Consider the following 22,305-nt stretch of genomic DNA (forward strand, 5'->3'; position numbering starts at 1 on the left):
ATCGATGAGCACGAGCGGGCGGACGGACGGTGCTCCGCCGTCGCGCCGAGCACGCAGACGGATGGCCGCGGGAGCGGTCGCGGCGGTCATGGTGGGCGGATTGCTCGCCGCAGTCCCCGCCGCTGCCGCCGAGCCGTTCACCGAGCTGATCGACTTCGAGGACTATCAGCGCTCGGCGCTGAACGGCCAGGACGGGTGGGTCGCCTCGGCGGCGCCGCAGGTGGTCGCCGATCCGCTGAACGGCAACAACCAGGTCGTCGAGTCCGTCGGCGGGGGCCAGCAGGCCTACCGGGAGATCCCCGCCATCGCCGAGGGAGACACCGGCACCCTGTTCTTCCGGTTCCTGCGCACGGGGAGCGTCGACACCTCGTTCGGCCTCACCGACATCGATGCTCCGAACGACTACACGCACAGCCGCGCCTACGTGAACAACCAGAACGACGACGTGCTGCGGGTGCGAGACGGCGGGGCGTTCCAGCCGGCCGGCGTGTGGTCGCGCGACGCCTGGCAGTGCGTGTGGATCGTCGCCGACAACGCGAACGACCAGGTCGCGGTGTACAGCCAGGGCGGCGCGTACGAGCAGATCACCCGACTGCCGGAGGGCACCGAGGAGCAGTTCGGATTCCGCCAGGCCGTCGACGGGTCGCTCGATCGCTTCTTCTGGAAGAACGGCGCATCGAGCGCAGGCCGCCTGCTGCTCGACGACGTCGCCGTCGACACCGCCCGGGAGAACCTCGCGATCGCCACCGGCAACGACGGCGACTGCGCACCGGGGGAGACGCCGGCGCAGCCGCTGCTCAATCCGCTGCCCGACCCCGCGCTCGCCTCCCTCGGCATCGAGGTCACCGAACTCGCGCAGCTGCCGGCGTCGCAGACCACCCCGGCCACGCAGGATCCGCGCCTCGTGCGGCACAACCGCATCACGCACCTCGACGAGGTGCCCGACGGATCAGGTCGCCTGATGGTGCCCGACAACAACGCGATCCTCTACCTCGTCGACAAGGCGACGGGCGAGCACGTGCCGTACCTGAACGTGCGGGATCAGTTCGTCGACAACTTCCACAACAGCGCGGGGCTCGGGACCGGTCTCGGCGCCGCGGAGTTCCACCCCGACTTCGCCGAGAACGGTCTGTTCTACACCGTGCACACCGAGGGCGGCACGGCGCTGACCGAAGACACGCCCGACTTCCCCGCTTACGGCAACACGCAGTTCCACAGCGTCATCACCGAGTGGACGGCCACCGATCCATCGGCTGCGACGTTCGAGGGCACGCACCGCGAGGTCATGCGCATCCCGTTCGGGGGACGCGTGCACACCGTGCAGCAGATCGCCTTCAACCCGACCGCGGAGGAGGGGAGCGCGGACGACGGCATCCTGTACATCCTCGTCGGCGACGGCGGCAACGGCGTCGGCAACGGCAATCCGCAGGACCTCGCGACGCCGCAGGGCAAGGTGCTGCGCATCGACCCGACGGGTGACGACAGTGTCAACGGCGCCTACGGCGTGCCCGACGACAACCCCTTCGTCGGCCAGGCCGGGGCTCTTCCGGAGATCTACGCCCTGGGGCTGCGCGACCCGCACCGGATCAGCTGGGACCCGGAGGGCGACCACACCATGTACCTCGCCCACATCGGCGAGTGGCAGGTCGAATCGATCTACGCCGTCGAGCCGGGTGACAACTTCGGGTGGTCGGTGCGCGAGGGATCGTTCCTCGCCGAGAACCGGCAGATCTTCCCGCTCCCCGCCGACGACGCGCAGTACGGGTTCACGTACCCGGTTGCGGCCTACGACCACAACCGCGATCCAGGGCAGACGGGAGACGCCGGGGTGGCCGTGAACGGCGGGTTCGTCTACCGCGGCGACATCGCCGAGCTGCAGGGGCGCTATCTGTTCACCGACCTCGTGCGCGGCTGGGTGCTCTCGACGCAGGCCGACGAGATGGTCCGCAACGACGGAGACATCGAGGACCTCGCGACCATCGAGCAGCTGCGGGTCTTCGCCGACGGCGTCGAGACGACGTTCCAGGACCTCGTCGGCGACACACGCGTCGACCTGCGGTTCGGGTCGGATGCCGACGGCGAGCTGTACCTGGTGTCGAAGGCCAACGGGAAGATCTGGAAGGTGACGGGTGCGCGAGAAGCGGGTGCTCCGGCGTCGCCGTTCGTCCTCCCCGACCTCGCGCCGAACGTCGTGACGCACCACGATTTCGACCACCCCGGTGCCGCGAACCCGACGGTCGAGGTCGACCAGGGGCGCTCCGGCACCGACATCTCGCTCATCAACGGCGGTGTCGAGATGCGCGTGGCCGACAGTGCCTACACCGGAGCGGGCAAGGCGCTGCAGACCCAGCAGATGAGTCCGCGAACCGCGTCGAACGACGACTGGAAGGCGGGCGTCTACGACGCCTCGGGAGTCGACTCGCTCTCGGCGTTCGCGGGCGCCGAGCAGGTGTCGGTCATGGGGTGGTTCAAGCCGACGGGCGACCATCCGGCACTGAACTCCGGCACAGCGAATCCCGACGACGTGTACAACGCGATCGGACTCGCCGGTGTGCTCACCGGAACCTCGGATGGGCACGCCGTGCGTGCGCTGCTCGAGGTGATCACGGTCGACGGCGAGCTGAAGCTCGTGGCCCTCGGTCGACGCGTCGACGGAGCGGGGTCCTGGACCTTCGCCGCCGATCTGCCGTGGGACGAGATCCTGAAGAAGGGGCAGTGGGTGCACCTCGCCGCGACGTTCGACTTCGCGGCCGGGGAGATGAAGCTGTTCATGAACGGCGAGGAGCTGGCCGGCCGATACACGGCATCCAACCCGTGGGGTGGGGGCGCGACGTCCGACACCGCACCAGCCGGCATCAAGATCGGCGGCAGCTTCCCGCAGAACACCCGCGAGGCGAACCCGTTCCACGGGCGCATGGACGACGTGATGCTCCTCGACACGGTGCCCACCGCCGAACAGGTCGCCGCGCAGTACGCGCTCTATGGCGCCGCGCCGAGCGAGCCGCCCGCGCCCGCCCCGTGCACGCCAGACGGCGAGGTCATCAACGACGTCATGGATGCCGCGAACTGGGCGCCCCGGACCCCGGCGAAGTGGGAATTCCCGGGCGACGAAATCGTGTTGACCGAACCGGGGACGGATCCTGCCGACGGCATCCGGCGTCCGTTCGAGTACGCCGTGCTGACCGAGGGAGAGGAGCTCGGCTCGTTCGACCTCACCGCGCAAGTGCGGCTCGACGAGAAGGCGTCGGTGAACAACCGAGACGTGATCGTGGTCTTCGGCTGGCAGTCCGACACCGAGTACTACTACGCCCATCTGTCGAAGGACAACACGATCTACCCGCACAACGGCATCTTCAAGGTGAACGGGGTCGATCGTGAGCGCATCGACGATCAGTGGAACGGTGCCGTCGGCGCACCGCCCGCAGTGACCGACGAGGAATGGCATGACGTGCGGCTCATCCGCTGCGCCGACACCGGCCAGATCGCCGTGTACCTCGACGGACTGGACGCGCCGCTGATGACGGCGACCGACACGACGTTCCCAACCGGACGGGTGGGCTTCGGCTCCTTCGACAACTTCGGTCGGCTGCGAGACCTGACCGTCACGGCGGCTGCGGTCGACGACGTCGCCCCCGAGGTCACGGTGAAGAGCGAGGCGGGCGCGACGGTCGGACGCGACGGCGTCTACAGCAGGGTGTCGTTCAAGCTCCACGACGAGGGCAAGGTCGATCGACTGACGCTGAACGGCATCGAGAAGGATCTGACGGATGCCGTCTGGTCCGATCTCAACGGCGTCGTGCCCGGTGCCTTCGGGGCCGTCGAGGGATCGAACACCCTCGTGGTGTCCGACCTCGCCGGCAACGCCACGACCGTCACCTTCACGCTCGATGTCACCCCGCCCACCGTCACGGTGAAGGGCGGAACCGCTCAGACCGTGGGCGGAGACGGCGTCTACAGCAAGGTCTCGTTCAAGCTCCACGACCCGCGCAAAGTCGACCTCGTCGTGCTGAACGGCGTCGTGAAGAATCTCACGGATGCCGTCTGGTCGGACCTCAACGATGTCGTCGTCGGGAAGATGGGCGCGGTCGCCGGCGACAACACGCTCGTCGTGCGCGACGTCGCCGGCAACGCGACGACCGTGGGGTTCACTCTGACGGGGTAGCCGCGTTTCGTCTCGCTGCGCTCGCTCAACGACCCGTGGTCTCGTCCCGCGGGTCGTTCAGCGAGGAGCGCAGCGACGAGACGAAACGCGGTCAGCTCCGCGGGAACTCCACGCCCGTGAGCTGCTCCGACAGCGTCCAGATGCGACGCGCGTCGTCCTCGCTGCGCAGCCGCGAGTACAGCGGCTGCTCGGCGGGCGCGCCGCCCAGGTGCAGGGGGCCGCTCGGGCCGTAGAAGGCGCCGCCTCGGGATCCGGGGGAGACGGCGGCGTACAGCGCCGGCAGAGCCGCGGACTCGGGAGTCCCGAGCAGGACGCCGCGTGCCGACAGCCAGCGGATCAGACGCACGTCGAGACCGTCACGGGCGCGGCCGAGTTCCGGGCGGGCCGCGAGCAGACTCGTCGGTGCGACGCCGGGGTGCGCGAGATTGCTGGTAATGCCCCAGCCCAGCTCCCGGCTGCGTCGGTCCAGTTCGAGGCCGAACAGCCCGAACGCGATCTTCGAATGGCTGTAGGCCCGCCCGCCGCGATACGACTTCTCCCAGTTCGGATCGTCCCAGTTGATCGCCCCCTGGTTCGCGGAGACGCTGATCTGCGACGTCACCCGTGCCCGGCCCTCGCGAAGCAGCGGGAGCAGGTCGGCCACGAGCGCGAAGTGACCGAGATGGTTCGTGCCGAACTGCAGCTCGAAGCCGTCGGCCGTGGTCTGCCGCTCGGGAGGCGTCATGACGCCCGCGTTGTTCACCAGCAGGTGGATGGGCGCCCCGTCGGCACGCATGGCGGCGCCGAACGACTCGACCGACTCCAGCGAAGAGAGGTCGAGCGGCAGCGTGCGCACCGCCGCACCGGGCGCATCGGCCTGGATCGCCCGCAGCGCGGCATCTCCCTTGGTGCTGTTCCGCACGGGCAGGATCACCTCCGCGCCCGCCCGGGCCAGCCGTGCGGCGATACGCAGCCCGATGCCGTCGCTGCCGCCGGTGACGACGGCGCGCCGGCCGGTCAGGGACGGAAGGGTCATGTCGATGGTGTGTCGTGGCATGGTGTGCTCCTCGGTGTCGTCGTCCACTCTCGCGGGGTCGCCGGGGCCGTATCCAGGACACGACGATCAGTGGATGCCGAGACCGCGCCGTGTGAGGATCGAGCAGACGAACCAGGGGGACACATGCCGATCGATCGCGAGGCGCTCGCCGAGTTCCTGCGCCACCGCCGCGAGGTGCTGCAGCCGGAGGACGTCGGCCTGCCCCGAGGCGGCCGCCGCCGCACCACCGGTCTGCGCCGCGAGGAGGTCGCGGCGCTCAGCCACATGTCACCCGACTACCTCGCTCGGCTCGAGAGGGGCAGCGGGCCGCAGCCCTCGGAGCAGATGCTGTCGTCGATCGCGCAGGGGCTGCACCTGACGCTCGACGAGCGCGACCATCTGTTCCGTCTGGCGGGCCACCGCCCACCGCAGAGCGGGAACGGCACCGAGCACATCAGCCCCGGCATGCTGCGCATCCTCGACCGGCTCGAGGACACGCCGGCCGAGATCGTGACCGAGCTGGGTGAGACCCTGCGGCAGACGCCGCTCGGCGTCGCTCTCACCGGCGATACGGCCGGGCTCACGGGGCCGGAGCGCAGTCTCGGATTCCGCTGGTTCACGGATGCCCGCACCCGAGCGCTGTATCACCCCGACGACCACGACTTCCTCGTGCGGCTGTGGGCCTCGGGGCTCCGCGAGCTGGTCTCGCTGCGGGGACCGACCTCGCGGGCGGCCGAGTACTCTCGCCTGCTCTCCGAGCGCAGCGCGGAGTTCCGGGCAGCGTGGGAGCGTCAGGAGGTCGGCATCCGCCCCCGGGAGACGAAGCGGTTTGTGCATCCGGAGCTCGGCGAGATCGAGCTCGCGTGCCAGACGCTCGTCGACCCGGTGCAGTCGCATCTTCTGCTCGTGTACACGGCCGTGCCGGGCACGGAGAGCTACGAGAAGCTGCAGCTGCTGTCGACGCTCGCACCCCGCACCGCACGCTGAGCACGATCCCGTCATGCTCCGGTCGCAGGTCGTGCCGCCGAGAGGTGATCTCGACGGCACGACCTGCGACCCGAACACGGATCCCCGCGTCAGCGGATGGCGTAGACCGCACCGCCGACGATGATCGTCACGGCCGTCGTCCAGAGGAAGATCGCCACGGCCTGCCAGATCAGGACTCGGCCCTTGCTCACGCCGGAGGCGGCGAGCATGGTCGCGGTGAAGTGCGTCGGCAGCAGGAGCGGGCCGAGCAGGCTCACGCCGGGCACGCCGTAGCGCTCGAAGGCGCGCTGGAACTTGGCACGGCGGGCCGAGCCGCGGTCGGTCTCGGCGGGGATCTCTTCGAGCGAGCTGCCGTCGGCCGCTACCGCCTGTCGGCTGCGCGCGCGGGTGACGATGGCCTTGCGCGCCCCGGCGCCGGCGATGACGAGGATGGCGACGCAGAGGAAATTGCCGACCATCGCCGCGATCGCCGCGATGACCGGATGGATGCCGCCGATGATGCCGATCGCGGCGGCTCCCTCGCCCTCGATGAAGGGCACGGCGCCGGCGAGGGCGACGATGAGCGGCTGCACGAGGTCGGGCACCTGTGCGACGAGGTCCTGGAACGTCTCGACGAGGTTCATGGTGGGCTCCTGAAGTTCTGAGAGGGCGGACTCTCCGCCCTGATGACATCAGTCCATCGCGTCGGCCGGCTCCGCGGCAGTGTCGCCCCGTCACCGGTTTCCGGGCGGTTCGCACGCGGCATCCGTGACAACTGTCACGCCCCTATGGTGGGAGGGATGAGCAGCCCTTCCGACCTCCGCGGCCCGCTCGGCGATCCGCCGCCCGGGGCGCGTGCACTCGCGCGCGGTATCACCGCCACCTGGTGGTACACGGTCAGCGCGGTGGTCTTCATCGAGCTGTTCCTCGTGTTCGCGTGGGCGCTCCGCGTGCTCGCGATCCCCGTCGACCCGATCTCGATGGTCGTGCTGGGCATCGGCGGCATCGTCTGGTTGCTGTCGACGATGGTGCTGCTCTCTGCGTACAGGCACCGAATCGAGAACGGCCCGGGGTTTCCGTGGGCGAGGATCGCCGTGCCGCTGCTCGTCGCCGTCGCCTACGGTGTCGCCGCCGGTCTCGCGGCGAACAGCTGGCTGTTCGGTGCGATGCCCCTCGCACAGTCGGTCGTGCTGCTGAACTGGCAGCGTGGCGTACGCGTGCGCGTCGTGGGGCTCGCCACCCTCGTGCTGATCGTCTTCGCGTTCGTCGACGGCACCCGCGGTGCACTCGGCGGCGGCATTCCCGACTGGATTCCCACGCTCTATGCGATCGTCATCCCGGCGATGTCGGTGTCGTCGCTGTGGTGGTGGGATGTTCTCGTCACCCTCGATCGCGCGCGGGCATCGGAGTCGCGTCTCGCAGCGACGCAGGAACGGCTCCGCATCGCGACCGACGTGCACGATCTGCAGGGGCACCACCTGCAGGTCATCGCGCTGCAGCTGGAGCTCGCCGAACGCCTCATGGAACGCGACCCGGAGGCGGCGCTCGAGCAGCTCCGCGCGGCCCGGGTGAGCGTCGATGAGGCGCGACAGGGCACGCGAGACCTGGCCACGCGAGTGCGGTCGGTGCCGCTCGGCGACGAGGTCGCCAATGCCCGCGATCTGCTCAGCGCCGCCGGCCTGATCGTCGAGGCGGAGATCGCTCCCGATGCCGGTGAGGCACCGGCATCCGCCCTCGGGCCCGTGATCCGCGAGACGACCACCAACGTTCTTCGCCATGGCGCCGGTCGCCGCGCCCGATTGTCGTTCGCCCGCACGCGGGACGGATGGCGATACGAGGTCGTGAACGACGTGGATCCGGATGCGCCCCGCGAGCACTCCGGCTCCGGCCTCGACGGTGTGAAGCGTCGCCTCGGCGAGGTCGGCGGCACGCTCGAGGTGCGCGAGGGCGACGATGAGTTCGCGGTGATCGTGACGGTGCCCGACCACGACGCGGACGGAGGTGCTCGGTGATCCGGGTGCTGCTGGCCGACGACGAGGGCATGATCCGCTCGGCGCTCGCCGCTCTGCTGCGCCTCGAGGGGGACATCGACGTGGTCGCGGAATGCGAGGACGGGGAGCAGGCGGTCGCTGAGGCACTGCGGCTCACTCCCGACGTGTGCCTGCTCGACCTGGAGATGCCGGGTCTCGACGGTGTCGAGGTGGCCGAGCGGCTGAACCGCGCGATCGCGACGCGGTGCGTGGTCGTCACCCGCCATGCACGCCCCGGCGTGCTGCGGCGTGCGCTCGCCTCGGGAGTGGCGGGCTTCCTCCCCAAGTCGCGCGGTGCCGACGAGGTGGCCGACGTGATCCGTCGCGTGGCCGCGGGGGCGCGCTACGTCGACCCGGAGATCGCCGCCGACGCTCTGAGCGACGAGCGCTCGCCGTTGACCGACCGCGAGCTCGATGTGCTGCGCGCCGGTCGACGAGGTGAGACGACCGGGCAGATCGCGCGCGCCCTGTCGCTCGCGCCGGGGACCGTGCGCAACCACATCTCCGCCGTGCTCGCGAAGCTCTCGGTCGCCACGCGTCAGCAGGCCGTACTGCTCGCCGAGGAGCGCGGCTGGATCTGATCTGATCCCGATCGCCGCCGCAACATCGCTGAAACCTCGCACCGATAGCGTGGATGCAGCACGAAACGAGGGACTGATGGGCGTGACGATCCACCGTGTCGACTGGGAGCACGCGGATGCCGTACGGCTGCGCGCTGCACAGCGTCGGGAGCTCGACGAGCGATACGGGAGCGACGATCACGAGCCCGGCATCATCCCCTCCGCGGACGACGTCCCGGTGTTCCTCGTCGCGCGGGATTCCGCGGGAGAGGCGATGGTCTGCGGCGGACTCCGCCCGCTCGATGAACCCGATCTCGGAGACGCGGTCGCCGAGATCAAGCGCATGTACGCGGCGCCGGAGGCCCGCGGGACCGGTGCTGCCGCATCCCTGCTGCGCGGTCTGGAGGACGAGGCGCGCAGTCTCGGTATCCGTCGTCTCGTGCTGGAGACGGGCACTGCGCAGCCCGACGCGGTGAGGTTCTACACGCGCGAGGGATACGCGGCGATCCCGCTCTACGGGCACTACGTCGGGAGCGCCCTGTCGCTGTGCTTCGCGAAGGACCTCACCGTCTGAGGGATCTCAGAGCGGCGGCCCGACGATCGCGGCCGAGTCGGGGCCGAGGGTCATCCGGTCCTCCTGCAGACGCGACTCCGCGGTCTCCAGCAGCACGGCGTCGCCGCGACGGACCTCGAAGTCGACGTCGCCCGCCGTGAGGTTGATCAGCACGGCCACCGCACCCCGGTCGATGCGGAATGCCCTGGCGTCCGGGGCCGCGTCCGCGTGCTCGACGGCGGCCAGCGTGTGCGTCATCTCGGGGTCGGTGAGCTCCGGCCGCTCGCGCCGCAGCGCCGTCAGGCGTCGGTAGAGCGACAGAAGGCGGGCATGCGACGGCTCATCGATCTCGTCCCACCGCAGGTGCGAGCGTTCGAACGTCGCCGGATCCTGCGGGTCCGGTACCTGCGCCGGGTCCCAGCCCATCTTCGCGAACTCCGCGATGCGCCCCTCGGCGGTCGCGCGACCGAGCTCGGGCTCGGGATGCGAGGTGAAGAACTGCCAGGGCGTCGAGGCGCCCCATTCCTCGCCCATGAACAGCATCGGCGTACCGGGAGCGGTGAGCGTGAGCACGGCTGCGACCGCGAGCCGATCCGGCGAGAGGGTCGCCGACAGACGGTCTCCCGCAGCACGGTTCCCGATCTGATCGTGGTCCTGCGCGAACGTGACCAGACGCCACGCCGGAACCGTCGGCGGGATCGGCTTCCCGTGGTTCCGCTCCCGGAACGACGAGTACGTGCCGTCGTGGAAGAACCCGCTCCGCGAGACCTTGACGAGCGCCTCGGGATCGGCGAAGTCCTCGTAGTACCCGGCGGTCTCGCCGGTCAGCGCGACGTGGGTGGAGTGGTGCCAGTCGTCCGACCACTGGGCGGTGAGACCGTAGCCGCCGGCCTCGCGGGGCAGGATCAGGGTCGGGTCGTTCATGTCCGACTCGGCGATCAGCGTCAGCGGGCGACCGAGGTGCGCGGAGAGGGCGTCGACCCGCTCCGACATCTCCCGCAGGATGTGCGTCGGGCCGTCGTCGTGCAGCGCGTGCACGGCGTCGAGCCGCAGCCCGTCGACGTGGAAGTCACGCAGCCACATCAGGGCGTTCTCGAGGATGTACTCGCGCACCTCGTGCTCGTCGAGGTTCACCGACGCGCCCCACGTGTTGCTCTGGCCGTCCCGCAGGTACGGACCGAACTCGGGCAGGTAGTTGCCGCTCGGCCCGAGGTGGTTGTAGACCACGTCCTGGATCACGGCGAGGCCGCGGTCGTGCGCCGCCTCCACGAAGCGCTGATACGCCGCAGGGCCGCCGTAGCCCTCGTGCACCGCGTACCAGAGCACGCCGTCGTAGCCCCAGTTCCACTCGCCGTTGAAGCCGTTGACCGGGAGCAGCTCGACGTGGGTGACGCCCAACTCGACGAGATGGTCGAGCCGTCCGATCAGGGCGTCCAGCGTGCCGTCGGGCGTGAACGTGCCGACGTGCAGCTCGTAGATCACACCGCCGGCGAGCTGGCGACCGGTCCAATCCTGGTCGTCCCACTCGAAGAGGGTCGTGTCGAACACCGCCGAGGGGCCGTGCACGCCGCCCGGCTGACGCAGCGAGCGCGGGTCGGGGCGCAGGTCGTCGCTGTCGCCGAGAAGGAAGCCGTAGCGCTCGCCCTCGGGCAGGTCGAGGTCCATCGCCCACCAGCCATCACGGTGTTCGTCGCGAGCGAGCTCGTGCTCGCCGATGACCGCGCCGCCGGGGGTGAGCCGCCGCAGGCGCACGCGCTCGGCGCGGGGAGCCCAGACGCCGATCATCGCTCGTCCACCAGCAGTGCGACGGGATAGGTGTCGAGCAGCTCGGCGAGCCGCACAGGGCCCGGCTCGATGCGACGACCCGTGAAGGCGTCGGTCGCGGGGAGGTCGTGGCGCAGCAGCACCGTGTCGCCCCATCCGCCGCGCCGTTGGAGAGCGACCGGCAGGCGGGTCGCGACGGCGAGCACGCCGCCGCGGTCCATCGCCACCACATGATCGGATGCCGAACCCGCGGCGACTCCGGGGCGATAGCGCTCGAACAGCTCGGGGTTGTCGCGGCGCAGCCGCAGCGTGCGGGAGGTGACGAGCATCTTCGCCATCCCGGAGTCGTCGATGGGCGGAAGGGCGCCCCGTGCCACGTCGGCATCGAGCTTGCGCAGCATCCGCTCCCGCTCCGCGAAGTCGACAGGACGGCGGTTATCGGGGTCGACGAGCGAGTGGTCCCAGAGCTCGGTGCCCTGATAGACGTCGGGCACGCCCGGCGCCGCGAGCTGCAGCACCTTCGCGGAGAGCGAGTTGCTGCGCCCGTGGCCGACGATCTCGTCGACGAAGCCCTGCACGATCTCGCGGGCCGCACCGTTCGCCGCCTCGGCGATCGCGATGACGCCCCTCTCGAACTCCTCGTCCGGGTGCTGCCAGGTGGTGCCCTCTGCGGCCTCGCGTGCGGCCTTCAGCCCGTACTCCCGCAGCCTCTCGGTCGAGATCGGCCACGCGCCGACGGCCGCCTGCCACAGCAGGGCGTCGAACGGTCCGTGTCCGGTCGACGCGACGGCGCGCAGATCCGCCAGGATCTCGGCCCATCGCTCCGGCACCTCGGCGATCACGGAGAGACGGGCACGCACGTCCTCCGAGCGCTTCGTGTCATGCGTCGACAGGGTGGTCATCGAGTGCGGCCAGGATGCCAGTCGGGCGCGCTGCGCCTCGTGGAAGTCGCCGACCGACAGCGACGCGATCGACGGGTCGGCCCCGACCTCGGTCAGCGTGCCCAGTCGCGTGAAGCGGTAGAACGCGGTGTCCTCGACGCCCTTCGCCATCACGGCGCCGCTCACCTGCGGGAAGCGCTCCGACACCTCGAGTGTCGTGTCGAAGAGCAGCGGCGTCAGTTCGCCGATGGCCTCCGCGAGGTCGGGTCGGCGTGCGACCGCGGCGTCGATCGCCTTCTGCAGGTGCTCGCCTCCGGCCGGGAGGTACGCCCGGTACACGGGGAACCCCGCGATGATCTCGGCGAGGGCGTATTTCGCCGCGACGACGCCGTGGGGCAGCGACCGGACGAGCCGGTGCACCTCGGACTGCAGGATGCTCTCGGCGACCATGCGCTTGGTCGAGACCGTGAGGTCGTGCCAGGCCTCCAGTACGGGCAGGCCGGACTCGTCTCGCAAGCGCGCGTCGAGCGTATCGAGCTCGATGACGCCGTCGCCGTCGACGAGCACGCGGTCGATCTCGGCGAGCGCGTCATACCCCGTCGTCCCGTCGGTGCGCCACCACGACGGCAGCTCCTCGCCCGGTTCCAGGATCTTCTCGACCAGCGTGTACGCGGCACCGGTGGCATCCGCGAGGTTCTCGAGGTAGCCGGCTGGGTCGACCAGACCGTCGGGGTGATCGACCCGCAGGCCGTCGGCGAGGCCGTCGGTGATCCACCGCACGATCTCGCGGTGGGACTCCTCGAACACGTCGGGGAGCTCGACCCGGATTCCGGCCAACTCCGGCACCGCGAAGAACCGGCGGTAGTTCAGCTCGGCGTTCTGGTCCTCCCAGAAGCGCAGCTCGTAGTTCTGAGCATCGAGCAGCGCCGGCAGGTCGTCTGCGAGCTCGCCCGTGCCGGGAGCGAGCGGCAGCACGTGCTCGAAGTAGCGCAGCGTGCCGTCGGGGGCGTCGTCCGCACGCGTCGTGTCCACGGAGATGTCGCCGGCGGCCAGCACGTCGTCGAGGGGTGAACCGAGGATCGGCAGGCGGATGCGGCCGTCGCCCAGGCGGCGGTCGACGTCGAACGCGACGGCGTGCCGCGATGCGCGGCCGAGACGCAGCACATCCCACCACCACGGGTTGTCGCGCGGGCTGCCGACGCCGACGTGGTTCGGCACGATGTCGATGAGGATGCCGAGGCCCGCCGCGCGCGCCGCGGCGGCGAATCGGTCGAGACCTTCCCGTCCGCCGCGCGACTCGTCGACCTGCGAGTGGTCGACGACGTCATAGCCGTGGTCGGATCCGGGCGTCGCGGCCAGCAGCGGAGAGAGGTACGCCCACGACGCGCCGAGCGCCGACAGGTACTCCGTCGTCGCGGCGGCGTCGTCGAGTGTGAATCCCGCGCGGATCTGCAGGCGATAGGTCGACAGCGGACGCCGAGTCATCGAGGGAGCTCCGGGGACGGCGCCGGGGCGGGTGCCTCGGTGCGCTCGGTCTGCATGCGCAGTGACGCCTCGACCGAGTCGTCGGTCGGCGGCTGCTCCTCCGCGGCTTCGCGGAGCACCAGCAGCGAGGCCGCCTCGAGTGTGATCGACGATCCGGGGGCGAGGTGGGTCTCGCCCGCGCGCTCGCCGAAGGTGTCGACCACCACGTCCCAGGCGCTGCCGAGGCGGTCGTCGGGGAGCACCGCCTCGACGGCATCCGTTCCGCTGTGGAAGTAGACCAGGAAGTTCTGGTCCGAGACGGGCTGGCCGCGGCGATCCTTCTCCCTGATGCCGTGCCCGTTGAGGAACACGCCGACGGCGAGGCCGAAGCCGTTGTCCCAGTCCTCCGGCTCCATGCGGCGGCCGTCGGGTCGCAGCCACACGACGTCGGGCGTGCGCTCGCCGTCCTCCGAGCGCACGGGGCGCCCGTCGAAGAAGCGGCTGCGACGGAACGTCGGATGGTTGCGACGCAGCCGGGCGAGGGCGGCGGTGAACTCGATGAGCGGGTGGTCGGCCGCCTCCCAGTCCACCCAGGTGATCTCGTTGTCCTGGGCGTAGCCGTTGTTGTTGCCGTGCTGCGTGCGGCCGAGCTCGTCGCCGTGAGCGATCATCGGCACGCCCTGCGACAGCAGCAGCGTCGCGAGGAAGTTGCGCTGCTGACGAGCCCGGAGTCGGTTGATGCCTTCGTCGTCGGTCGGGCCCTCGACCCCGTTGTTGGAGGAGCGGTTGTGCGACTCGCCGTCGTTGTTGTCCTCGCCGTTGTCCTCGTTGTGCTTCTCGTCGTACGAGACGAGGTCGCGCAGGGTGAAGCCGTCGTGCGCGGTGACGAAGTTGATCGAGGCGACCGGACGACGCCCTGAATGCTCGTACAGATCGGCCGAACCGGTCAGACGAGAGGCGAACTCGCCGAGCGCCTGCGGCTCGCCCCGCCAGAAGTCGCGGACCGTGTCGCGGTACTTGCCGTTCCACTCGGTCCACTGCGGTGGGAAGTTGCCGACCTGGTATCCGCCGGGGCCGACGTCCCACGGCTCGGCGATCAGCTTGACCTGGGAAACTACCGGATCCTGCTGCACGAGCTCGAAGAAAGCCGCGAGGCGGTCGACGTCGTAGAACTCGCGGGCCAGGGTCGATGCGAGGTCGAAGCGGAACCCGTCGACGTGCATCTCTGTCACCCAGTAGCGCAGCGAGTCCATGATGAGCTGCAGCGAGTGCGGGTTGCCGGCGTTCAGGCTGTTGCCCGTTCCCGTGTAGTCGGTGTAATACCGGCGGTCCTCCTCGAGCCGGTAGTAGGCCTCGTTGTCGATGCCGCGCATCGACAGGGTCGGCCCGAGGTGGTTGCCCTCGGCGGTGTGGTTGTAGACCACGTCGAGGATGACCTCGATGCCCGCCGCGTGCAGTGCGCGCACCATCGCCTTGAACTCCTGCACCTGCTCCCCGTGCTGGCCGCTCGAGGCGTACAGGTTGTGCGGGGCGAAGAAGCCGAGGGTGTTGTAGCCCCAGTAGTTCGAGAGGCCCTTTTCCTCGAGGATCGAGTCGTGCACGAACTGGTGCACGGGCATGAGCTCGATCGCCGTGATCCCCAGGTGCACGAGGTGCTCGATGACGGCCGGGTGCGCGATGCCCGCGTACGTGCCGCGGAGATCCTCCGGGACGTCGGGATGCTGGATCGTCAGGCCCTTCACGTGAGCCTCGTAGATCACGGTCTGCGCATACGGCGTTTTCGGCAGCCGGTCGCCGGCCCACTCGAAGAACGGGTTCACGACGACGCCCTTGACCATCGCTGCGGCGGAGTCCTCGTCGTTGCGGGAGTCCGGCTCACCGAAGTCGTAGCCGAACAGCGACTGGCCCCAGTCGAGGCGGCCGGCCACTGCTTTGGCATACGGATCGAGCAGAAGCTTGTTCGGGTTGAACCGCTGACCCCGGGTGGGGTCGAACGGACCGTGCACGCGGTAGCCGTACAGGCGGCCGGGCTGGATCGAGGGCAGGTAGCCGTGCCAGACGAAGGCGTCGACCTCTTCCAGCTCGACGCGGTGCTCGGTGCCGTCCTCGTCGAACAGGCACAGCTCGACCTTCTCGGCTCCCTCGCTGAACAGCGCGAAATTCGTGCCCTGACCGTCGAACGTCGCCCCGAGGGGGTACGGCGACCCGGGCCAGACCTCGAGGCTCACAGAGCGCGCCGAACAGACGCAGCGCGGTGCAGGACCGTCTTCACCGCATCGTGGAAATCGTGCACCTGCGCCACCTCCTCCGCGCGGGGATAGGGCACTCCGACGTAGCAGACGAAGACCGGGGCGACGTGCTCGATGTATCCGATGGGACCCTCATGGAAGACAACGTAGCGGTCGATGTCGACACGCTCGTACAGAGGTTCGGGAGCGGGTGTCGGCTGCGCGGCGACCTCCCGCGAGTCCGCGCGTCGGTCATGTGCGGTGGGGGTGTTCGCAGACATGAGTGCTCCCGATTCTGTAGTTGGTGAGCCTCACGCTACGAGTTCGGTTGGAGAAGAAATATCCCATTGCCTCGGGGCGACACACACGCTATACCGCGTGGTGGCGGCAGAGGAACGGTCCGGCGTGCGGCGGGCGATCGACCGATGATGCCGATCGTGAAACCACCGACGGCGCACCTGCGACAATGGAGATCCCGTGCCGATTCCGAATTGAGGAGCTCCCGTGCAGTACATCTCCACCCGAGGCGGCATGACGCCGCTGCCGTACTGCGAGACGCTGCTCGAAGGCCTCGCCCCCGACGGCGGTCTCGCCGTTCCCGAGGTCATGCCGACGGTCGACGGGGAGACGCTCGAGCGCTGGCGCGCCCTCACCTATCCGCAGCTGGCCACCGAGGTGCTCGGTCTGTTCGCCACCGACATCCCGCGCGAGGACCTCGCTCGCATGACGGCCGCGGCCTACGCGCCGTTCCCCGAGGAGGTCGTGCCGCTCCGCGAGATCGACGGGGGTCTCACCCTGGTCGGGCTCTCGGAGGGACCGACTCTGGCGTTCAAGGACCTCGCGATGCAGTTCCTCGGGCAGGTCGTCGAGTACGCGCTGGAGCAGAGGGGCGAAGTCCTCAACGTCCTCGGCGCGACCTCGGGCGACACCGGCTCGGCCGCCGAGCACGCGCTGCGCGGCAAGGACCGCATCTCAGTCTTCATGCTCTCGCCGCAGGGTCGCATGAGCACGTTCCAGCGTGCGCAGATGTTCTCCCTCGACGACGACAACATCCACAACATCGCGATCGACGGCGTCTTCGACGATTGCCAGAACCTCGTCAAGGCGCTCGCCGGAGACCTCGACTTCAAGCGCGCGCAGCACCTCGGTGCGGTGAACTCGATCAACCTCGCGCGCATCACCGCACAGGTCGTCTACTACTTCTGGGCCTGGCTGCGGGCGACGGATGCCGGGGGCTGGACCGAGGTCTCCTTCACGGTTCCGTCCGGCAACTTCGGCAACATCCTCTCCGGGTTCTTCGCGAAGGAGATGGGGCTTCCGATCCGCCGCCTCGTGCTGGCCGCGAACGAGAACAACGTGCTCGACGAGTTCTTCCGCACGGGCGTCTACCGTCCGCGGAGCGCCGCGCAGACCCTCGCGACCTCGAGCCCGTCGATGGACATCTCGAAGGCCTCGAACCTCGAGCGGTTCATCTTCGAGCTCGTCGGCCGGGACGCCGCCCGTGTGGTGAGCGCGTGGAACGACCTCGACACGCACGGCCACTTCGACTTCACGGCGGACCTCGCCCGCTTCGTCGAGGAGTACGGCATCGTCAGCGGCACCTCGACGCACGACGACCGTCTCGCGACGATCCGCTCGGTCTACGAGACGTCGGACGACGTGATCGACCCGCACACGGCCGACGGCGTGAAGGTCGCTCGTGAGTACCTCGAGCCGGGCGTCCCCATGCTCGTGCTCGAGACGGCCAAGCCGCAGAAGTTCGCCGACACGATCCGCGAGGCGATCGGCATCGAGCTGGACTACTCCGACGAGCTGCGCGCCATGCTCGACGCGCCGCAGCACGTGACCGAGATGGCCGACGACGAGCAGGCGCTCCGAGCGTTCATCCAGGAGAACGCACTGCGCTGATCGCTCGCGGCGCTACCGTCATTCGGGGTCGCCGTGCAGCATCCACGAGATGCCGAAGCGGTCGACGAGCATCCCGAAGGTGCCGCCCCAGGGCGGCGTGTCGAGCGGCATGGTGACCGTCGCCCCGCGGACAGCGCGTCCCACACCTCCTGTGTGCGCGCCTGCGTGTTGCCGCTCAGCGACACCGAGATGCCGGCCGGAGCCTCGTACGTCATGCCGTCCGGCGTGTCCGACGCCATGAGCACGAGGCCGTCGTCGGTCGTGAGCTGCGCGTGCATCACGAGGTCGGCCTGGTCGGGATCCTGAACCATGTCGGGAAACTCTCCGAAGGTGGTGATCTCGAGGTCTCCCCCGAGCACATCCCGGTAGAACTCCATCGCCTGCCGCGCCTCGGTGCGGAACGAGAGATACGGATTCAGATTCGCCATGACTGCTCCCGGGTGTGTGATGCCGGGCCGACGCGGCCCCGTCGCACGATCATTGTGCGTCGGTCGCGTGACGCGCACAAGAGAGGTTCAGGCAGGCAGAGCCTTCACCGCCGCCGTCAGCACCTGAGGCACGGTCGGCACTCCTTCGGCGCGGAACACCGCAGCACCCGTGGCGTCGCGGATGATGACGGTCGGAGTGGATCGGATGTCGAGAGCTTCGGCGGCATCCGGATCGCGGGCGACGTCGATCTCGGTGACGATCGCGTCGGGGAGGTATCGCGTCGCCTCGGCGAGGACCGCGCGCGTCCGCGCGCAGGCACCGCAGAACGCCGAGGTCACCAGGGTCAGCTCCATGATCGTCGTCCCTCCCACTCAGGGGAGAACAGGATGCCGCCCGCGGCTGTTCCCGGACGGGTCACGCCTCGACGGGGGAGCGCGGATGCAGGAGACCGGATGCTGCGCCGAGAGCCGCTCCGACCACCGTGTCGACGATGCGCTCCCCGGCGACGCTCATCGAGCCGATGTCACCGGTAGCGGCCCCGGTGAGGAGGAGCACGAGCGGTGTGATGAAGACGAGGGCGAGCGCGTAGTGGCGTACCACGACGAGTTCGATCGCGAACTGGAGGGCCCCGAGCAGCAGCGCCAGCCACAGCCCGCTCGGGTGCAGCAGCGCCAGGAGCGCGTACAGTCCGGCGCCGACGACCGTGCCCAGCATCCGGTGCAGGCCTCGCTGCACGGCGGCGCGGCGGGCCGCGGCGATGCCGATGACCGCCACCGCCGAGCCGACGATCCAGTAAATGCGGGTCGGATCGATGACGAGACCGAGCAGCACGCCGAGCACCGCCACGATGGCGACCCGGAGGAGCAGCAGGCGGGAGTCGGCGTCGAGCGACGGCCCGGGGAGCAGCTCGCGCAGCGGCCTCGCGCTGACGGACCGGGCGCGGGGGAGCAGAAGCGGCGTCATCGCCACCAGGTACGAGAAGGCGCACCCGCCGGCGAGGGCGGCCAGATAGATGAGCGGCGCCACCGGGGAGCTCGCGGCGACATGGGCGGAGAGCCCGAACACCAGCACGAAGAACAGCGGTCCGGGTGGCCCGAGACGGAAGCCGAACGACAGCGCCGCGCTGATGACAGCGACGACCACGACGCCGACGCTGACGAGCCACGGGGTGCCGGCTGCCGCGACGCCCAGGACCGCGCTCACGATCAGACCCGCGGCGACGAACGGCAGCACGCGCGCCCGATCGATCGCCGGCGCCGAGCCGGCGAACAGCACGGTGAACGCTCCGGACGCCGCGATGTAGCCGAGCGACGGCTGACCGAGCAGAGTCATGATCGCGATCGGCGCGGCGATACCCAGTGCGGCCTGTGTGGCGAGAGGCCATCGCGGGCCGCGGGACGGGGCGAAGGCGAACAGGCTCACCCCTCGATTCTCTCCCGTTCCGTGAGATGCCTCCGCCGATACCATGGCCCTCGTGACAGATCCCCGCCCCGGAATCGCCGGCCGCCTCTCGCGGATGATCCAGCTCCCCACGGTCTCGGCCGAGCTCGATGAGCGCGGGATTCAGCCCTTCGAGGATTTCGTCACCCTCCTCCGCGAGCTCTACCCGCTGACGCACGAGGCGCTGACTCTCGAGCGGCACACCGACTTCGGTCTCCTCTTCCACTGGCGCGGCAGCGCCGGTCGCTCCGATGACCCGGTCGTGCTGATGGCGCACTACGACGTGGTGCCGGTCGACGAGAGCGACGCCTGGACCCACCCGCCCTTCGCCGGTGTCGTCGCCGACGGCATGGTGTACGGACGCGGGGCGCTCGACGACAAGGGGCCGCTCATCGTCGTGCTCGAAGCCGTCGAGAACCTCCTGGCCGACGGGTTCACCCCGGCTCGCGACGTGTACCTCTCGTTCGGGGGCAACGAAGAGACGTTCGGCCGCGCCGCCGAGGAGATCGCTCATGTGCTCCGCGACCGCGGCATCGTTCCGTGGCTGGTCGTCGACGAGGGCGGCGCCGTCGTCGACGCCCCGCTGCCCTTCGTGCCCGGCCGTGCGGCGATGATCGGCGTCGGCGAGAAGGGTGTCATGACCCTCACGCTGTCGGCCCGCGGCGACGGCGGCCACGCCTCGGCCCCGCCCAGCCTCACCGCTGTGCGCCGCGTCGCGCGAGCGGTGGACCGCCTCGGGCCGACGACCTTCCGGCCGCGGGTCTCGACGGCCGTCGCCGGGATGCTGACGCGGCTCGCCGCCGAGACGCCGGGCGCAGCCCGTCACCTGCTGCGGCTGCTGGGATCCGTGCCGTGGCTCACCGGACGGGTGTTCGCGGCTCTCGGCGGAGAGGCTGCGGCGCTCGTGCGCACGACGGTCGCCCCCACGATGCAGTCCGGCGGCACGGCCGCGAACGTGCTGCCCTCACAGGCGGCGGCGACTGTGAACCTGCGCATCGCGCTGGGGGAGACGACGCAGCAGACCGTGCTGCGGGTGCGACGGCGCATCCGTGATCCGCTGGTCACGGTGACGGTCGTCGATGCGAGCGAGCCCTCCCCGGAATCGTCGGTCGACACCGAGCAGTTCGCGCTGCTCGCCGACGCGCTCGCGGTGTCGCACCCCGGCATCCCCGCAGTGCCGTACGTGATGATGGCGGCGACCGATTCGCGGCACTTCCATCGCTTCTCTCCTGCCGTCTACCGTTTCGCACCGCTCGAGATGTCGAACGCGCAGCGGGCCTCGATCCACGGTGTGGACGAGAATGTCGAGATCGCCGCTCTCGAGCGCGGCGAGCGCTTCCATCGCGCGCTGCTCGAACGGCTAGGGTGATCTCACCCGCCGCCGATCGCCGCCGCGACCGGTCCCGCCTTGTCACCGAGGAGTCGCGATGACGCGCACCCGCACCCTGGGCACGCTCGCTGCCGTCGTCGGCTTCCTGGCGTTCGTCGAGTTCACGAGCGGTGTGCTGCAGGGGTACTACACGCCCATGCTCAGCGACATCGCCCGCCACCTCCGCATCCACGACGCCGACGTCAACTGGCTCGAGGGCACTCAGCTGATGCTGTCGGCGCTCGTCGTGCCGGCGTTCGCGAAGCTCGGCGACATGGTCGGCCACAAGCGGATGCTGTTGATCTCGACCGCGCTGACCGCTGCCGCCGCGATGGTGCTGCCGTTCACCGACTCGTTCGCGGTGTTCCTCATCGGGTGGACGCTCATGGGCTTCTACGTGGTGTGGCTGCCGCTCGAGATCGCCCTGATCTGGTCCCGTGCCCGCCGCCTGGAGGGACGCGCCTCGATCACCGCGAAGGCTGCGGGTCTGCTCGTCGCCGCTCTCGAAGGCGGCGCGATCATCGGAGCCCTCGCCGGAGGGGCGCTCATCGACGTGCTGCCGCTCACCGTGGTGCTGCTCATCCCCGCCCTGCTCATCGTCGTGTGCTTCTTCGTCATCCTGTTCGGGGTCACCGAGTCGCCGGAGCCGGTGGGCGGCGTCTTCGACACCGTCGGCGTGATCCTCATCTCGCTGGCGCTCATCTGCTTCACGGGTGGTCTCAGCCTCCTGCGTCTCGAGGGCGGGCTCGTCAACCCGCTGTCGTGGGGCGTCGTGCTGCTCGGCATCCTGCTCGTGATCCCGTTCGTGCTCTGGGAGCTGCGCAACGACGACCCGCTCATCGACGTGCGCATGTTCCGCTCGCCGGCGCTCGGTCCGGTCTTCCTCACCGCCGGACTCTTCGGCGTCAGCGTGCTGGGCGCGCAGGCTCCGCTGTCGACGTTCGCCCGTACCGATCCCGGGGTCTACGGGTACGGTCTCGGCACCACGGGTTTCGCGACGTCGTTGATCATCGGGATCTACCTGATCGGCATGATCGTCGGCGCTCTCCTGTTCCCTGGAGTCGCCCGCGCTATCTCGCCGAGGGTCACGCTGATGGGGGCGTCGGTGCTCGTCGGCGTCGGATTCCTGCTCTTCCTGCCCTTCCACGACGCCTACGCCCAGGTCATCACGAACATGGTCGTGGTGGGTCTCGGGTCGGGAGCTCTCGTGGCGGCTCTGCCCGCCGCGGCGGCATCGGCCGCTCCCGCGACGCAGACCGGCGTCGCCACGGGGCTCACGAACTCCGTCAAGACCGTGGGCGGCGCGATCGCGTCATGCGTGTTCGGCATCGCGCTCCTGAACGGAGCCGCAGGCGCCGTCGAGGGCACAGCCGGATCGTTCGCCGGGTACGTCACGGTGTGGGTCGTGTGCGGCGTGACCGCCCTCGCGGCCGCCGCGCTGCTCGCCTTCGTGCCGAAGACGGCCTTCACCGATCGGACGGATGCCGAGGCCGTCGCGGCGCCGGTGCTCTGACCCGCTCGGCCGCCCGCGTCTGA

The 22,305-nt window shown here is 69.8% G+C and carries 17 protein-coding genes and 1 pseudogene; 8 read left to right on the plus strand and 10 right to left on the minus strand.

All coding sequences use genetic code 11. From position 1 onward, the window contains the following. Positions 1 to 4: 4 nt before the first annotated feature. Positions 5 to 4,162, plus strand: a complete 4,158-nt coding sequence (locus AUC47_RS00905; RefSeq protein WP_256999387.1) for a PQQ-dependent sugar dehydrogenase — start codon at positions 5 to 7, stop codon at positions 4,160 to 4,162. A gap of 91 nt (positions 4,163 to 4,253) precedes the next feature. Here AUC47_RS00905 and AUC47_RS00910 read toward each other — a convergent pair whose 3' ends face one another. Further along, on the minus strand, positions 4,254 to 5,198 hold the full coding sequence (locus AUC47_RS00910) for an SDR family oxidoreductase (RefSeq protein ID WP_096713440.1): 945 nt from the start codon (positions 5,196 to 5,198) through the stop codon (positions 4,254 to 4,256). A 123-nt stretch (positions 5,199 to 5,321) separates the two neighbouring features. On the opposite strand from AUC47_RS00910, the gene AUC47_RS00915 reads away from it, so the two are divergent. Continuing rightward, positions 5,322 to 6,164: a helix-turn-helix transcriptional regulator gene (locus AUC47_RS00915; RefSeq protein ID WP_096713350.1), complete on the plus strand. Its 843-nt coding sequence runs from the start codon at positions 5,322 to 5,324 to the stop codon at positions 6,162 to 6,164. Between the two features lie 89 nt (positions 6,165 to 6,253). Here the strand turns inward: AUC47_RS00915 and AUC47_RS00920 are convergent, their stop codons facing one another. Then, positions 6,254 to 6,787, minus strand: a complete 534-nt coding sequence (locus AUC47_RS00920) for a small multidrug efflux protein (protein ID WP_096713351.1) — start codon at positions 6,785 to 6,787, stop codon at positions 6,254 to 6,256. A 156-nt stretch (positions 6,788 to 6,943) separates the two neighbouring features. Between AUC47_RS00920 and AUC47_RS00925 the strand changes: the two genes are divergently transcribed. The 3 genes from AUC47_RS00925 (at position 6,944) to AUC47_RS00935 (ending at position 9,307) form a co-directional block, all read left to right on the plus strand. Further along, the gene (locus tag AUC47_RS00925) at positions 6,944 to 8,155 is read left to right on the plus strand and encodes a sensor histidine kinase (RefSeq protein ID WP_096713352.1); all 1,212 of its coding nucleotides are present in this window, start codon (positions 6,944 to 6,946) and stop codon (positions 8,153 to 8,155) included. Continuing rightward, positions 8,152 to 8,754 (plus strand): response regulator transcription factor, encoded by a 603-nt coding sequence (locus tag AUC47_RS00930; protein WP_096713353.1) that lies wholly within the window; start codon positions 8,152 to 8,154, stop codon positions 8,752 to 8,754. The genes AUC47_RS00925 and AUC47_RS00930 overlap by 4 nt, the downstream gene beginning before the upstream one ends. A 76-nt stretch (positions 8,755 to 8,830) precedes the next feature. Beyond that, entirely contained in the window at positions 8,831 to 9,307 is a 477-nt protein-coding gene (locus tag AUC47_RS00935; protein WP_096713354.1) for a GNAT family N-acetyltransferase, read from the plus strand. A gap of 6 nt (positions 9,308 to 9,313) precedes the next feature. Here AUC47_RS00935 and treZ read toward each other — a convergent pair whose 3' ends face one another. From treZ to AUC47_RS00955, 4 genes are read right to left on the minus strand one after another with little or no spacing between them, the layout of a single operon-like run. Next, positions 9,314 to 11,071, minus strand: a complete 1,758-nt coding sequence (gene treZ, locus AUC47_RS00940) for a malto-oligosyltrehalose trehalohydrolase (RefSeq protein WP_096713355.1) — start codon at positions 11,069 to 11,071, stop codon at positions 9,314 to 9,316. After that, on the minus strand, positions 11,068 to 13,416 hold the full coding sequence (gene treY, locus AUC47_RS00945; RefSeq protein ID WP_096713356.1) for a malto-oligosyltrehalose synthase: 2,349 nt from the start codon (positions 13,414 to 13,416) through the stop codon (positions 11,068 to 11,070). The genes treZ and treY overlap by 4 nt, the downstream gene beginning before the upstream one ends. Then, positions 13,413 to 15,623, minus strand: a complete 2,211-nt coding sequence (gene glgX, locus AUC47_RS00950) for a glycogen debranching protein GlgX (protein WP_096713357.1) — start codon at positions 15,621 to 15,623, stop codon at positions 13,413 to 13,415. Before glgX ends, treY begins: the two co-directional genes overlap by 4 nt. Continuing rightward, the gene (locus AUC47_RS00955; protein ID WP_096713358.1) at positions 15,620 to 15,904 is read right to left on the minus strand and encodes a hypothetical protein; all 285 of its coding nucleotides are present in this window, start codon (positions 15,902 to 15,904) and stop codon (positions 15,620 to 15,622) included. Before AUC47_RS00955 ends, glgX begins: the two co-directional genes overlap by 4 nt. 223 nt (positions 15,905 to 16,127) lie before the next feature. On the opposite strand from AUC47_RS00955, the gene thrC reads away from it, so the two are divergent. Continuing rightward, the gene (thrC, locus tag AUC47_RS00960) at positions 16,128 to 17,531 is read left to right on the plus strand and encodes a threonine synthase (protein WP_096713359.1); all 1,404 of its coding nucleotides are present in this window, start codon (positions 16,128 to 16,130) and stop codon (positions 17,529 to 17,531) included. A gap of 18 nt (positions 17,532 to 17,549) precedes the next feature. Here the strand turns inward: thrC and AUC47_RS16970 are convergent, their stop codons facing one another. From AUC47_RS16970 to AUC47_RS00975, 4 genes and pseudogenes are all read right to left on the minus strand, one after another. Further along, a complete protein-coding gene (locus AUC47_RS16970; protein ID WP_306453239.1) occupies positions 17,550 to 17,675 on the minus strand; it encodes a hypothetical protein in 126 nt (41 codons plus the stop codon). A 38-nt stretch (positions 17,676 to 17,713) separates the two neighbouring features. Continuing rightward, positions 17,714 to 17,959, minus strand: a pseudogene (locus AUC47_RS16975) (VOC family protein); the annotation flags it as partial. Positions 17,960 to 18,046: 87 nt separating this feature from the next. Continuing rightward, entirely contained in the window at positions 18,047 to 18,313 is a 267-nt protein-coding gene (locus tag AUC47_RS00970) for a glutaredoxin domain-containing protein (RefSeq protein WP_096713360.1), read from the minus strand. Between the two features lie 61 nt (positions 18,314 to 18,374). Then, entirely contained in the window at positions 18,375 to 19,382 is a 1,008-nt protein-coding gene (locus AUC47_RS00975) for an FUSC family protein (RefSeq protein ID WP_256999388.1), read from the minus strand. Positions 19,383 to 19,425: 43 nt separating this feature from the next. On the opposite strand from AUC47_RS00975, the gene AUC47_RS00980 reads away from it, so the two are divergent. Next, positions 19,426 to 20,769 carry a M20/M25/M40 family metallo-hydrolase gene (locus AUC47_RS00980; RefSeq protein ID WP_096713362.1) on the plus strand — a complete coding sequence of 448 codons (1,344 nt, stop codon included), beginning with the start codon at positions 19,426 to 19,428 and terminating at the stop codon, positions 20,767 to 20,769. A 58-nt stretch (positions 20,770 to 20,827) separates the two neighbouring features. After that, entirely contained in the window at positions 20,828 to 22,282 is a 1,455-nt protein-coding gene (locus AUC47_RS00985; RefSeq protein ID WP_096713363.1) for an MFS transporter, read from the plus strand. Positions 22,283 to 22,305 lie beyond the last annotated feature (23 nt).

The sequence above is a fragment of the Microbacterium sp. SZ1 genome (genome assembly GCF_002362255.1).
Lineage (GTDB): Bacteria > Actinomycetota > Actinomycetes > Actinomycetales > Microbacteriaceae > Microbacterium.

Bases quoted from the DNA above. Each gene is read 5' to 3' on its own strand.
- treZ (WP_096713355.1), bottom strand. From the start codon at position 11,071: ATGATCGGCGTCTGGGCTCCCCGCGCCGAGCGCGTGCGCCTGCGGCGG.
- treY (WP_096713356.1), bottom strand. From the start codon at position 13,416: ATGACTCGGCGTCCGCTGTCGACCTATCGCCTGCAGATCCGCGCGGGA.
- AUC47_RS00910 (WP_096713440.1), bottom strand. From the start codon at position 5,198: ATGCCACGACACACCATCGACATGACCCTTCCGTCCCTGACCGGCCGG.
- AUC47_RS00970 (WP_096713360.1), bottom strand. From the start codon at position 18,313: ATGGAGCTGACCCTGGTGACCTCGGCGTTCTGCGGTGCCTGCGCGCGG.
- AUC47_RS00980 (WP_096713362.1), top strand. From the start codon at position 19,426: ATGGCCCTCGTGACAGATCCCCGCCCCGGAATCGCCGGCCGCCTCTCG.
- AUC47_RS00920 (WP_096713351.1), bottom strand. From the start codon at position 6,787: ATGAACCTCGTCGAGACGTTCCAGGACCTCGTCGCACAGGTGCCCGAC.
- AUC47_RS00915 (WP_096713350.1), top strand. From the start codon at position 5,322: ATGCCGATCGATCGCGAGGCGCTCGCCGAGTTCCTGCGCCACCGCCGC.
- AUC47_RS00905 (WP_256999387.1), top strand. From the start codon at position 5: ATGAGCACGAGCGGGCGGACGGACGGTGCTCCGCCGTCGCGCCGAGCA.
- AUC47_RS00985 (WP_096713363.1), top strand. From the start codon at position 20,828: ATGACGCGCACCCGCACCCTGGGCACGCTCGCTGCCGTCGTCGGCTTC.
- AUC47_RS00955 (WP_096713358.1), bottom strand. From the start codon at position 15,904: ATGTCTGCGAACACCCCCACCGCACATGACCGACGCGCGGACTCGCGG.
- AUC47_RS00925 (WP_096713352.1), top strand. From the start codon at position 6,944: ATGAGCAGCCCTTCCGACCTCCGCGGCCCGCTCGGCGATCCGCCGCCC.
- AUC47_RS00935 (WP_096713354.1), top strand. From the start codon at position 8,831: ATGGGCGTGACGATCCACCGTGTCGACTGGGAGCACGCGGATGCCGTA.